General features: G+C 65.6%; 13 protein-coding genes. 5 read left to right on the top strand and 8 right to left on the bottom strand.

Annotation, left to right across the window (positions count from 1 at the left end; genetic code table 11):
* The coding region (locus H8B02_RS37740) for a TetR/AcrR family transcriptional regulator (protein ID WP_229170846.1) at window positions 1–444 on the bottom strand (444 nt) is incomplete at its 3' end.
* 56 nt (window positions 445–500) lie between these two features.
* On the opposite strand from H8B02_RS37740, the gene H8B02_RS37735 reads away from it, so the two are divergent.
* Window positions 501–2,012 carry an FAD-dependent monooxygenase gene (locus tag H8B02_RS37735; RefSeq protein WP_229170845.1) on the top strand — a complete coding sequence of 504 codons (1,512 nt, stop codon included), beginning with the start codon at window positions 501–503 and terminating at the stop codon, window positions 2,010–2,012.
* A 21-nt stretch (window positions 2,013–2,033) separates the two neighbouring features.
* On the opposite strand, the gene H8B02_RS37730 is transcribed toward H8B02_RS37735, so the two are convergent.
* From H8B02_RS37730 to cobS, 5 genes are all read right to left on the bottom strand, one after another.
* Window positions 2,034–3,146, bottom strand: a complete 1,113-nt coding sequence (locus tag H8B02_RS37730; protein WP_229170844.1) for an NADH:flavin oxidoreductase/NADH oxidase — start codon at window positions 3,144–3,146, stop codon at window positions 2,034–2,036.
* Between the two features lie 133 nt (window positions 3,147–3,279).
* Window positions 3,280–4,347, bottom strand: a complete 1,068-nt coding sequence (locus tag H8B02_RS37725) for an esterase-like activity of phytase family protein (protein WP_229170843.1) — start codon at window positions 4,345–4,347, stop codon at window positions 3,280–3,282.
* Window positions 4,348–4,491: 144 nt separating this feature from the next.
* Window positions 4,492–6,390, bottom strand: coding sequence for a cobaltochelatase subunit CobT (gene cobT / locus H8B02_RS37720; protein WP_229170842.1), 1,899 nt, complete (start codon window positions 6,388–6,390; stop codon window positions 4,492–4,494).
* Entirely contained in the window at window positions 6,387–6,797 is a 411-nt protein-coding gene (locus H8B02_RS37715; protein ID WP_229170841.1) for a GNAT family N-acetyltransferase, read from the bottom strand. The genes cobT and H8B02_RS37715 overlap by 4 nt, the downstream gene beginning before the upstream one ends.
* 3 nt (window positions 6,798–6,800) lie before the next feature.
* Window positions 6,801–7,799, bottom strand: a complete 999-nt coding sequence (gene cobS, locus H8B02_RS37710) for a cobaltochelatase subunit CobS (RefSeq protein WP_092120091.1) — start codon at window positions 7,797–7,799, stop codon at window positions 6,801–6,803.
* A 291-nt stretch (window positions 7,800–8,090) separates the two neighbouring features.
* On the opposite strand from cobS, the gene H8B02_RS37705 reads away from it, so the two are divergent.
* Window positions 8,091–8,753: a DedA family protein gene (locus tag H8B02_RS37705; protein WP_229170840.1), complete on the top strand. Its 663-nt coding sequence runs from the start codon at window positions 8,091–8,093 to the stop codon at window positions 8,751–8,753.
* Here the strand turns inward: H8B02_RS37705 and H8B02_RS37700 are convergent, their stop codons facing one another.
* Complete coding sequence (locus H8B02_RS37700; protein ID WP_212311927.1) at window positions 8,754–9,977, bottom strand: citrate/2-methylcitrate synthase; 1,224 nt, start codon at window positions 9,975–9,977, stop codon at window positions 8,754–8,756. It abuts the gene before it with no gap.
* A 76-nt stretch (window positions 9,978–10,053) separates the two neighbouring features.
* Between H8B02_RS37700 and H8B02_RS37695 the strand changes: the two genes are divergently transcribed.
* Window positions 10,054–11,148 (top strand): citrate synthase/methylcitrate synthase, encoded by a 1,095-nt coding sequence (locus H8B02_RS37695; RefSeq protein ID WP_229170839.1) that lies wholly within the window; start codon window positions 10,054–10,056, stop codon window positions 11,146–11,148.
* Between the two features lie 293 nt (window positions 11,149–11,441).
* Here the strand turns inward: H8B02_RS37695 and H8B02_RS37690 are convergent, their stop codons facing one another.
* Complete coding sequence (locus tag H8B02_RS37690; RefSeq protein ID WP_092120102.1) at window positions 11,442–12,077, bottom strand: J domain-containing protein; 636 nt, start codon at window positions 12,075–12,077, stop codon at window positions 11,442–11,444.
* A gap of 109 nt (window positions 12,078–12,186) precedes the next feature.
* Between H8B02_RS37690 and H8B02_RS37685 the strand changes: the two genes are divergently transcribed.
* Window positions 12,187–12,462 (top strand): BolA family protein, encoded by a 276-nt coding sequence (locus H8B02_RS37685; RefSeq protein WP_028338206.1) that lies wholly within the window; start codon window positions 12,187–12,189, stop codon window positions 12,460–12,462.
* Between the two features lie 128 nt (window positions 12,463–12,590).
* Window positions 12,591–13,040, top strand: a complete 450-nt coding sequence (locus H8B02_RS37680; protein ID WP_229170838.1) for a hypothetical protein — start codon at window positions 12,591–12,593, stop codon at window positions 13,038–13,040.
* Window positions 13,041–13,064 lie beyond the last annotated feature (24 nt).

Raw genomic sequence — 13,064 nt, 5'->3', positions numbered from 1 at the left:
CTTGATGGCGCCCGCCAGCACGGTTGCAAGATCATCGATCAACTCGTCACGCATCTCGCGCGCCCGCGCCGAGAGCGCCGCGCTTTCGGCGACGGTGCGCCAGAATTTTGCCGTTGCATCGGTGAACTTCGCGAACGGATGCGCCCGATCCGCCAGGCTCTGCACCAGCTTGCGTAGCGTCAGCAGCGGCGCTTCGCCGGCTGGTCGCTCGGCAAAGGCGGCCTTCAGAATCTGGCGGCTTTCCTCCTCACGGTCGAAGAACAGATCTTCCTTGCGCGGAAAGTAATTGAACACCGTCATCCGGGAGACCTCGGCGGCCTCGGCAATCTCGGCCACGGAGACATTGTCGAAGCCGCGCGCCACGAACAGCTCGGTGGCGACATCCGAGATCGCCTGACGCGTCGCTTCCTTCTTCCGCTCCCGCAATCCGTCCCGATTTGACATGGAAGAATTTGTACCATACTAAATATTATACTGAGTACAAATTTTGTGGTGACGACTTGACGCGTGAACGGACGGATGTGGTTGTGGTCGGCGCCGGGCCGACCGGATTGCTGCTCGCGATCGAACTGACCCTGGGCGGCGCCGACGTGATCGTGATCGAGCGGCTGGCGGAGCCCGACCAGACCATCAAGGCCGGCGCGATCGGCGCCCTCGCGGGCGAGGCGCTGCAGCGCCGTGGCCTTGCCGAGGCGATGGATGCGGTCGAGCGCAGCATGGCGGACAGCATGTCCAGGCTCATGAAGAGTGCGGACGGCGAGTCGGAGCTGCCGTTCAAGAAGTTCGGCGGGCACTTCTCCGGCATCTTCGGGATCGACCAGACGCGTCAGCGCGAGCCGGACCGGCGGTTGCGGGGCGTGAACCAGCAAGCGCTGGAGAAAATGCTCGGCGAGCGCGCCTGCGCACTCGGCATCGCGGTCCGACGCGGCTGCGAGCTGATCGATTTCGAGGAATCCGGAGACGGTATGCTGACGAGAGCAAGGGGCGCGTCCGGCGATGTCGAGCTGCACGCGGCCTATCTTGTCGGCTGCGACGGCGGACGCAGCGCGGTGCGCAAGCGCGCGGGCTTCGATTTTCGCGGCACCGAACCGACCCTCACCGGACACCAGGCTATCGTCGACCTCGATCATCCGGATCGTCTGCTCCCGGTCGGCTGGCGGCGGACGCCCGTCGGCATGATGGCCTCTGGACCGATTCCCGGCCGGGTGTTCATGGCCGAGTTCGACGGACCGCCGGCCGATCGCAGCGCGCCCGTGACGCGCGAGGAGATCGAGAGCACCCTGCGCAGAATAAGTGGCGCCGACGTCTGTGTCACCGCCGTCAAGACCGCCACGCGCTTCACCGATAATGCGCGGCAAGCCGACAGCTATCGCAGGGGCCGCGTGCTGCTGGCCGGCGACGCGGCGCATGTGCACTCGCCGTTCGGCGGGCAAGGCCTCAATCTCGGCCTGCTCGATGCGGCCAATCTCGGCTGGAAGCTCGCGGCAGTTGTCTGCGACCGCATGCCGGAAAGCCTGCTCGACAGCTACACGGCAGAGCGGCATCCGATCGCGGCCAAGGTGCTCGCCAACACCCGCGCCCAGGTTGCGCTGATGCGGCCTGACGTCATGATGGATGCCCTGCGTGACATCGTCGCCGACCTGATGAGCGGCGACGAGGGCACCCGCTACTTCGGCGAGATGATCAGCGGCATCAAGATCCGTTACGACCTCGGCAGCGATCATGCATCGGTCGGCCGGCTCTCCGGCAATTTCGCGCTCGGCGACGACGGCGCGGAAACAACGCTGTTCGATCAGATGGAAGACGGCAGGGCGGTGCTGATCGATGCAACGGGTGGGGCCGCGTCAGCAATCGCAGCTCGCTGGGACATGTTCGTCCGATGCGTATCAAGGCGCGCCGGCCCGTCGCTGCTGATCCGCCCCGATGCCTGCATCGCCTGGGCCGCCGACGGCGAGGACCTGGCGGGCCTCGACGCCGCGCTCACGCGCTGGTTCGGACCCGCCACGCATTGACCTCGCAGGCGAGACGGTGCGTCAGCGCGTCCCGAACGTGGTCTTGCCGAACAGCGCCTTCTGCGTCGAGGGCTGCGAGCGCCAGTATTGCGGCGGCGCGCTCACCTCGCCGCCGAGCTCGGCGGCGGCGTGCCAGCCCCAGCGCGGGTCGTAGAGCATGCCGCGGGCGAGCGCGACCATGTCGGCCTTGCCTGAGGTAACGATCTCCTCCGCCTGCTTCGCTTCGGTGATCAGGCCGACCGCCATCGTGGTGACGCCGGTCGCCTCCTTCACTGCCCGTGCCGCCGGCACCTGGTAGCCCGGACCGAGCGGAATCTTCTGCAGCGGCGACACACCGCCGGAGGAGACGTCCATCCAGTCGACGCCACGCTTCTTCAGCTCCTTGGCAAATTCGATGGTCTGCGCGAGATCCCAGGCCCCCTCGACCCAGTCGGTCGCCGACACCCGCATGCCGATCGGCTTGTGATCCGGGAACGCGGCGCGCACCGCGTCGAACACTTCGAGCGGGAAGCGCATGCGGTTTTCGAGCGAGCCGCCATAGCGGTCGGTCCGCTTGTTGGCGATCGGCGACAGGAACTGGTGCAGCAGATAACCATGCGCGCCGTGCAGCTCGAGCGCGTCGATGCCGAGCCGGTCGGCGCGCTTCGCTGACGCGACAAAGGCCTCGCGAATGCGCTTCAGGCCGGCGTCATCGAGCGCCAGCGGCGGCGCCTCGCTTTCCTTATGCGGGACATCAGATGGCCCAACCGTCTGCCAGCCGCCTTCGGCGACCGGGATCAGCTGCCCGCCCTCCCACGGACGCTGGCTCGAAGCCTTGCGGCCGGCATGGGCGAGCTGCATCGCGACCGCGGCCTTCGAATGCTTGCGCACCGAGGCCAGGATCGGCTTCAGCGCCGCCTCATTGGCATCGCTGTAGAGACCGAGGCAACCCGGCGTGATCCGCCCGATATCCTCGACATGGGTGGCCTCGATGCAGAACATCGCGGCGCCCGACAGCGCCAGCATGTTGATGTGGGTGAAGTGCCAATCATTGGCGGAGCCGTCGATGGCCGAATACTGGCACATCGGCGACACCATGATCCGGTTGGAGAGCTTGAGGCTGCGCAGTTCGATCGGGGAAAACAGGGTGCTCATGCGAGGGGTATCCGGGATCGGGGAAACGGCCACGATAGGATAGAGGCGGCCGCCGCGATCACCAACTGCCGCGGTCGCCGAACGGGCCGGGGCAGATCAGCAATGCGATAACGGGGGCCCGCAGGCCGGCGTCTCACTCCACCAGCGTGAATTGCAGCAGCAAATTGCGCTGGATCAGGGAGAAATTGTCGTCGGAGATCATCGTCAGCACGGTCTCGCCCTCCGCGGTGACATGGGCGTCGATGCCCTCCATGTTGTCGATCTCGTTGCCGAGATCGGCATTGAAGATCGCCGGACCATCGACGACGGCGCCGGGCGCGATGTCCGACAAAGCGAGGCGGCGGATACGAATGCCGGCGCCGCCGAGCCAGGAGAATTTCCGCTCCAGGATCAGCAGATCGCCCGACGGCAGCAGGACCGCGTCGCTGATGTCGAAATTCTCGGTGCGGCGTACGCTGAACTGGCCCGGCGTCTTGCCGCCGACCAGGAAGGCGATCAGGTTGCCGCCGGCGTCGAGCCCGCGTTCGGAAAGCGCGATCAGCGTACCGGCAAGCGGCTGGCTCGCCGGTGTGGCTTTGGGCATGACCTTGGGCACGAAGACGAGCGCCTCGAGTCCCTTGTTGATGGGCAGCTTGCGCGCCGCCGCGGGCAGCGGCACCACCTCGCCACGCGCGCGGGTGAAGCCCTTGGCGAAATCGTAGCGCAGCACCTGGTTGACCCGCTCGAGCCCGACATAGGCAATGGAGCCGTCGAGCGCGAGCGATTCCGAATCATACCAGCCGCGGGTGGCGGTGATCGGTTTGCCGTGGGCGTCGAGCAGTGGCGCCGCCTCGACATCGTCGAGCCCGGCCATCTCCCGGCCGCGATAGACGATGCGGCCGGTGAACCAGGTGCCCTGGTCGCTGACCGCAATGAAGCGTTCGCCTTTGGCATCGAGCCGCAGCGCGGACAGGCCGCCGAAGCCGGAGAACGGCGAGGTCAGGATCAGGCCGCTGCGATATTCCAGCGCGCCGAACCGCACCCGGGCACGATCGCGGATATCGAATGACGGCAGCGGCCGTGCGTTGAGCTCGACCGCTGCGGGTTCGTCGACGCGGTGACGGCCCGGCCTGCCGGGCGGTCCCGGTGTCAGTGCCGGCTGGCTCGCGCCCTGCGCCTGTGCGAGACGCGGCAATGCTGCGGCCGACAGCCCCGCCGCCATCCCTTGCAGGACGTGGCGGCGGCTAGAGCCCTTTCCGTTCCGATTGAATCGGAACGGGGCTCTAGATTCTTGTTTTGACGCGTTTTCTTTACGCGAACCGGTATCCACTTCGCTCGAAAACGCTCTAGGCGGTGAGCGCATGTCTCACGAGTGGAGGCGGCGCCGCGTGCCCGGTGCGGGCGCCGAGCCGTGGGTCTCGCTGAACAGCTCGGCGAGCTTTTCGGTGATGGCGCCGCCAAGCTCCTCGGCATCCACGATGGTGACCGCGCGGCGATAATAGCGCGTCACATCATGACCGATGCCGATCGCGATCAGCTCGACCGGCGAGCGGGTCTCGATCTCCTCGATGATGTGGCGCAGGTGCCGCTCGAGATAGTTGCCGGGATTGACCGACAGCGTGGAGTCGTCGACCGGCGCGCCGTCGGAGATCATCATCAGGATGCGGCGCTGCTCGGGACGCGCGAGCAGACGCTTGTGCGCCCAGTCGAGCGCCTCGCCGTCGATGTTCTCTTTGAGCAGGCCCTCACGCATCATCAGGCCGAGGTTCTTGCGCGCACGACGCCACGGTGCGTCGGCCGACTTGTAGATGATGTGGCGCAGGTCGTTGAGGCGGCCGGGATTGGCCGGCTTGCCGGCCGCAAGCCACGCCTCGCGCGACTGCCCGCCCTTCCAGGCGCGGGTGGTGAAGCCCAGGATCTCGACCTTGACGCCGCAACGCTCCAGCGTGCGCGCCAGGATGTCGGCGCAGGTGGCGGCAACCGTGATCGGACGACCGCGCATCGAGCCGGAGTTATCCAGCAGCAGCGTCACCACGGTGTCCCGGAAGGTCGCCTCCTTCTCATGCATGAAGGACAGCGGATGATAGGGATCGGTGACGACGCGCGACAGCCGCGCCGGGTCGAGGATGCCCTCCTCGAGATCGAAATCCCAGGCGCGGTTCTGCTGCGCCATCAGGCGGCGCTGCAGGCGGTTGGCGAGCCGCGCCACGATGCCCTGCAGATGCGCGAGCTGCTTGTCGAGATAGGAGCGCAGCCGCTCGAGCTCGTCGTGATCGCAAAGATCTTCGGCGGCGATCACCTCGTCGAACTTCGGCGCAAACGCGTGATATTCCGGACCACGCGGCTCGTTCTGGCCGCGCGAATTCGGCCGCGTCGCCTCGCCCGGCGTCTCATCGTCGCCGAGCTCGCCGTCGTCGAACGTGTCCGACGTAGAGGCCTGCGCGCTCTCCATCGCGCTTTCGCTCATCTCTTCCGCGCTCGTCTGAGCCTGGTCAGCGCTCATCTCCTGCGCGGCGTCGGAATCGGGCGAACCCTCGGCACCGGACTGATCGTTCTCGCCGTCCTGGTTCTCGTCCTGATCCTCGTCGTCGTCGGAATCCATGTTGCGGTCGTCGCCGAGATCGAGCGCCGACAGCAGATCGTGGACCATGTCACCGAACCTCGCCTGGTCCTCGGTGAAACGGCTGAGCTGGTCGAGCCGCGAGCCGATCTTGTCCTCCAGCGTCGGACGCCAGAGATCGACCATCTTCTTGGCGGCCGCGGGCGGCGCCATGCCGGTCAGGCGTTCGCGCACCAGCATCGCGAGCGCATCCGACAGCGGCGCATCGGCGCGATCGGTGATCTCGTCATACTTGCCGCGGTGGAAATGATCGTCGAGCATCGCGGTGAGGTTCTTCGCAACGCCGGCCATCCGCCGCGAGCCGATCGCCTCCACGCGCGCCTGCTCGACCGCCTCGAACACGCCGCGCGCCTGCGGATTGCCCGGCATCAGCTTGCGATGCACCTTGGGATCGTGACAGGCGATCTTGAGCGCGATCGAGTCGGCGTGGCCGCGCACGATCGCCGCATCGCGCTTGGTCATCTTGCGCGCCGGCTCCGGCAGCCGCGCCTTGCCGGGCGCAAGCCCGGGACGCTCGGCGGCGAAAGAGACCTCGAGCTCCGGCTTCTTGGCGATCGCCTTCAGGCACGCCGACACCGAGCGCTTGAACGGCTCGGTCGGCGCTTCCTTCGATCCGGGACGGAATTTGATATTGGAGGTTGTCATAGCGATTTTGTAAACCAGTGGCGCGTGACGCCGCCGGGATACCCCTCAATCGAACCGAACTCTTTATATCCATGGGCGCGGTAGAAGCCCGGCGCCTGGAAGCTCATCGTATCAAGATAGGATTGCGTGGCTCCGAAGCGCCGCGCCTCGTCTTCGATCGCCTTGATCAGCTTCGCGCCAAAACCCTTGTTGCGAAACTTCTGCTCCATCCAGAACAGCTGGATGAACAACACCGCGGTCCAGACCTCGCCGACGATGCCGCCGACGATCTCGTCGCCTTGCCGCAGCGAGATGGCGAAGCGCTTGTACTTCTGCTTCCCCATCTTCTCGTTGTTGTAGCGGAGCAATCCGCCGAGCACCGCCTTCTTCGTCTGTGTGACTGTGCGCTCGACGGAGATTTTCGGCATGGACTAGCTGAGCGCCACGTTGACCGAGGATTCCGGCAACTCGACGTTGAAGCAGCGCTGGTAGAACTCGGCGACCAGCGGCCGCTCCAGTTCGTCACACTTGTTGAGGAAGGTGACGCGGAACGCGAAGCCGATGTCGTTGAAGATGTCGGCGTTCTCGGCCCAGGTGATCACCGTGCGCGGGCTCATCACCGTCGACAGGTCGCCATTGGCGAACGCGTTGCGGGTGAGATCCGCCAGCCGCACCATCTTGTTGACGATGTCGCGGCCCTCCTGGGTGCGATAGTGCTTCGCCTTCGCCAGCACGATCTCAACTTCCTCGTCATGGGCGAGGTAGTTCAGCGTGGTGACAATCGACCAGCGGTCCATCTGGCCCTGGTTGATCTGCTGGGTGCCGTGATAGAGGCCCGAGGTGTCGCCGAGGCCGACCGTGTTCGCGGTCGAGAACAGGCGGAACGCCGGATGCGGCTTGATCACCTTGTTCTGGTCGAGCAGCGTCAGGCGGCCGGAGACTTCCAGCACGCGCTGAATCACGAACATCACGTCCGGGCGGCCGGCATCATATTCGTCGAACACCAGCGCGATGTTGTGCTGCAGCGCCCAGGGCAGGATGCCGTCGCGGAATTCCGTGACCTGCTTGCCCTCCTTGACCACGATGGCATCCTTGCCGACGAGATCGATACGGCTGATATGGCTGTCGAGGTTGACGCGCACGCAGGGCCAGTTGAGGCGGGCCGCAACCTGCTCGATGTGAGTCGATTTGCCGGTGCCGTGATAGCCAGTGACCATCACGCGGCGGTTCCTGGCAAAGCCGGCGAGGATCGCGAGCGTGGTGGCGCGGTCGAAGCGATAGTCGCTGTCGACTTCCGGCACATGCGGATCGACTGCGGAATAGGCGGGAACTTCCAGATCGCTATCGATCCCGAAGACCTGCCGAACCGACACCTTCATGTCGGGCAACCCGACGGGTTCTTGCGCTTTGGTCTGGACGGCCGTCGTCATTCATCCTCCGAGGTCCCGGGCATTCCCGAAACCAGATTTAGGTCATTTGGCTGCGGATGGGGTGCTACGCACAAGCCTAGCAGAGAGCATCGGCCGGCAGAAGCCCACGGGCAAATCAAAGTTCCGTTGTTGTATCATAAAGATAGGCGCGAAACTCGGTTTTTGGAAGGCTGCTCTGCAAATCCCGCCGTACTTTCGCCGCAGCGCCACGGCGGCTTGTCCGCAGGCACTTTTCAGCCCGGCGGGGAGTTGTTAGCTCTCGGACCTGTTTCACCCGCACCCAGGGATTCTGTGACTTCATTTCTTGACCCTTTGATCGCGTTCGTTTCGGCCCATGCCTGGCTCGCCTATCTGACGTTGTTTCTGGCCGCCTTGCTGGAAGCAGTCCCGGTGGTCGGCTCGCTGGTGCCGGGCTCGACCATCATCCTGGCGCTGAGCGCGCTGGTCCCGGGCGGCGAATTGAAGCTCGTGCCAGTGCTCGCCGCGGCGGCCGCCGGCGCGATGCTCGGCGACGGCACGGCCTATCTGATCGGCCACCGCAGCCAGCGCGAGATCCTGTCGGTCTGGCCGCTTTCCAACTACCCGCGCGTGGTCGCGCAGAGCGAGGCCTTCTTCAACCGCTGGGGCGTGCTCGCCGTGTTCTTCGCCCGCTTCGTGCCGCCGATTCGCGCCTTTGTGCCGATCACCGCCGGCGCGCTCGACATGCCGCCGGCGCGCTTCTACGCGATCAACATCCCCGCGATCCTGCTCTGGGCACCGGCGCATGTGTTGCCCGGCGTGCTCGCCGTGACCGCGCTGCACGATTATGCCGGCCTGCCGCATCATCAACATGTCGGCAAGCACCTGTGGATGTTCGCGGTCGCGGGCGCTGCCGTCATCCTGTCGCTCGCGATCTGGACCATCCGCCGCCGGCATGGCGGCGGCCTGATCGAACCGGCCAAGCCGGCAAAATAGCTAGATGCTATTGGTGGTGCCGGCCCGCCCCGGTGCCGGGCCGACATAGCGCGCGCGGGGCCGAATCAGCTTGCCGAGCTGAAGCTGCTCACTGGCATGCGCGATCCAGCCGACGCTGCGAGCCATCGCAAACAGCGCGAGTTCGCTCCCTGCGGGCATCCGCAGCGCATGCACCAGCACCGCCAGCGCGTAATCGATGTTGACGAACTCGCCGGTTGCTTCCGCAATCCTATCGGGCACTTCCCGGGTGAATTTGCGCGGTGCGCCGGCCCGCGTCAGGGCCTCGAGCAGCGAGATCGCGCGCGGGTCGCCCTTCTTGTAGACGCCGTGCCCGAAGCCGGCGAAGCGCTCGCCGAGCGCAACCCGCTCGCGGACCACAGGCGCAACGTCATTGTCGATCATGGTCTTGACCAGGCGCGAGGCGAGCACGCCTGCGCCGCCATGCATCGGCCCCTTCAACGCGACGAGACCCGCGATCACGGAGTCGTACAGATTGAGGCCAGTCGATGCCGCGCAGCGCGCCGTGAAGGTGGAGGCATTCAGTTCGTGATCGGCGAGCAGCACCAGCGCGCGGCGAATCAGGTCGGGCGCGTGCTTGTTATCCGGCGTCCAGACCCGTGCCACCTGCTCATGCAGTGGCTCGGCCGATGGCACAGCGTTCAGCATGGTCGCAACCAGCAGCCGCAGGATGCGCCCGCCGACCATCGCGCGTCCATCCGGCGCGCGGGTGAAGGCGCCGGGATCGGCACTCGCCGCCAGCGCCAGCACGGCGACCGTGCGGTCGATCGGCTGGGCGCGGCGCGCGGCCTCTGCGATCGCACGCATCTCATCCGAAACATGCGGGCAATTGTCCGACGCGAACGGATCGACGCCGGTGACGTCCCATAGCAGCGTCGCGGTGTGCTCCAGCGTGTCGCGTTGGGCGAGATCGACGCAGTTCACGCCGCGATAGATCGGGCCCTGCTCGGTGATGGTCGCGATCGCCGAATCCATCACCGGCAGATCGGCGTCGAAATTGCGAAACCCGCGCGGCTCCGGCGACGGCACGCGGCGCTCCTTCAACCCCCTGATGTCCTCGGCGCGGTAGCGATGGCTGCGCGAATCCGGCGACGGCTCGGAGCGGATCAGGCCGCGGCTGACATAGGCGTAAAGCGTCGCCGGCGAGATCGCGAGTTCGGCGGCGGCCTCGCGGGCGGAGAGGTAAAGCTCGGCGGATTTTTTCATATTGATTTATATAATCAAGATTGATCAACTCGTCGAGAGGCCCGACCTTCAAGCCGTGAAGCAAGGAGATCGGGCCATGAACATGATTCTCACCAAGAGCCAGATCGGTCTGGACGGCGTTCCCGCCGCCGAGACCGTGTTGAGCCATGTCGACGGCGAGCGCGGCGAGTTGATCATCGCCGGCGAGCACGTCGCCAACCTCGCAGACAAGTCGAGCTTCGAGGGCGTCACGGCGCGGCTGTGGAATGGCGCCACGGGCAAGTCGCTGAGCGAAGCCAACGTCCGCGCCAGTCTCGGCGCCGCCCGCGAACGCGCCTTTGCGCGGCTGCCGGACCTGCTGCCGGCGACGCGCGGCATGTCGATCGTCGACGGCTTCCGCGCCGCGATCGCCGGACTGCGCGGCGAGAACGGGCTGGAGCACGAGGCGACCATTGTCGGCGCCTTCCCGGTGATCGCGGGCGCCCTGGTGCAGCACGCCAAGGGACATGCCCCGATCGCGCCGGACCCGAATGCCAGCCACGCCGCCGACACGCTGCGGATGCTGCGGGGGCGCAAGACCGAGCCGCGCGAGGTTGCGGCGCTCGACGCCTATTTCGTCACCGTCTGCGATCACGGCATGAACGCATCGACCTTCACCACGCGGGTGATCGCGTCGACCCAGGCCGATCTGTTCGCGGCCATCACTGGTGGCTACTGCGCACTGACCGGCCCGCTGCATGGCGGCGCGCCGGAGCCGGTGCTGGAGATGCTGGACGCAATCGGCACCCGGGAGCGCATCAAGCCCTGGGTCGACGGCGCGCTGGCGCATGGCGAACGGCTGATGGGCTTTGGCCATCGGGTCTATCGCGTACGTGACCCGCGCGCCGACGTGTTGAAGATCGCCATCGAACGCCTCGAGGCCGACGGCGCCGACCTGCCGTTTGCCGGCGAGGTCGAGGCCTATATCCGCGCAGCGCTGCGCAAGAAGAACCCGGACCGGCCGCTCGAGACCAATGTCGAGTTCTTCACCGCGATCCTGCTCGACGGGCTGGAAATCCCGCGCCAGGCGTTCACGCCGATCTTCGCCACCGCCCGCGCCGCCGGCTGGACCGCGCACGCCCTGGAGCAGCGGCGCACCGGCCGGTTGATCCGGCCGAGCTCGTCCTATGTCGGGGCAGTGCCGAAGGACTGAGAGCTAACCGTAGCCCGGATGGAGCGCAGCGAAATCCGGGAACGGTGTGACCACGGATGGAAGAGCCCCGGATTGCGCTGCGCTCCATCCGGGCTACAAAACTGCACCGTTGGACGATGGCGGAGCACACCCTCCGCCGTCGTCCCTGCCTAGTGCGCAGTTGCGCACGGGAGCAGGGACCCGTACGCCGCGGCCCAACAATGGGGCAATCTGGCAAACATCTTGTGTGAACAATAACCGCCGGTGGTTATGGGCCCCTGCTTTTCGAAAGCAGGGACGACGGAGGCGACAGCTTACGCCTCGCGCACCACGGTCTTCAGATAATTGTACGCCTTGATGATCTCGATCAGGCGATCCTCGGTGGAGCGGTCGCCGCCATTGGCGTCGGGATGGTGCTGCTTCACCAGTGCCTTGTACTTCGACTTGACGTCTTCGAGCGTCGCGCCGGCGCCGAGCCCCATCACCAGCAGCGCCTTGCGCTCGGCGTTCATGACCTTGCGGGTCTCGGGCTTCGGCTCCGCGCCGCCCGGTCCGGGGCGCCAGCGGCCGCGGCCATTGAGCTCGGAGAACACGTGGAACGGATCGGAGGCGGCATCGAGCCCGCTCTCCTTCTTGCCGTTGTTGGCGCCCATCTTCCAGGTCGGACGGTGGCCGGTCAGCGCGTCCTTCTGGTAGCGCGCGACGTCGTCAGGATTCATGCCCTGGAAGAAATTGTAGGACTGGTTGTACTCGCGGACGTGATCGAGACAGAAGTGCCAATACTCGCGCGAATTCTCGCGGCCCTTCGGGGCGCGGTGCGCGCCCTTGTTCTGGCAACCCGCCCACTCGCAGGCAACGGCCTGCTCACCGGCTTGCGCCTGGCGCTTCGCACTCACCTTGGTCGGCTTGATGCGAATGGAGTCGAAGAATTTTGATGAATCGATCGGCATGTTCTCTTTGACTACGCAATGCACAAATCTTCAAGTCTTGACATTGCGCAGACCTCGTTTCCCGCTTGCACCATTGACGAAAAGCCGTCGCGGACCTAACTCCGCCGCCATGAGCACCAAAGACGCTATCATAAACAAGTTGCGTGAAGCTTTCTTGCCCGAAAGCCTCGACGTGGTCGATGAGTCACATCTGCATGAGGGCCACGCCGGCCACAGGCCAGGCGGCGAGACACATTTCCGGGTATATATTGTGTCTCCGGCCTTCGAAGGGAAGAGCCGGATCGAACGCCATCGCATGATAAATGCGACGCTGGCGCAGGAACTCGCCGGCTCGGTGCATGCGCTGGCGATCCACGCCCACGGCCCCGGGGAAAAGCCGCGCTAGCTCGCGCTTGGCTCAAGACGAAGCCGTGGTTTTCCGTTATTGAGAACAAGACTCCCGGCGATGGACCCACTCCATGTCTGAGCAGGCAAATGACGGACCGCATCGCCACGCTTGATTTGGGGCCATTGATGATCCCTTGCTGGCCACGTTTCCGGTCGATTGTCGCCGCCGCCGGCCTGCTCCTGATCTGCGCGATGCGCCCGGCCTCGGCGCTGGATATGCCGAGCCCGTTCGTCCAGGAGGTGCTGATCAAGAGCATCCTGGTCTCGCTCAACGATGCGGTGGCCGCGAACAATTTCGCCGTGTTCCACGCCAAGATCTCAAAGCCGTTCCGCGACCAGTTTTCGCCGGACAAGCTGAAGACGATCTTCAAGGATCTGGTCGACAAGCACGCGGTGTTCGACGCCGTGGTCGCCAAGCCGATCGTCCTCGATGAGGACGCCAAGATCGACGACAAGGGCGTGTTGCGGCTCAAGGGCCATTTCGACACAACGCCCAAGCAGGTGAAGTATCAGCTCGGCTTCATCCCCTCCGATGGCGCGTGGAAGCTGTCGGGCATCTCGATCGATATCGAGTAGTCCAGCCCGCTTCGTGAACCGTCA

It is taken from the genome of Bradyrhizobium altum, from assembly GCF_020889705.1.
GTDB lineage: Bacteria > Pseudomonadota > Alphaproteobacteria > Rhizobiales > Xanthobacteraceae > Bradyrhizobium > Bradyrhizobium altum.
The sequence above is the reverse complement of the archived record's forward strand: the minus strand, read 5'-3'. Positions and strand labels throughout refer to the sequence as shown.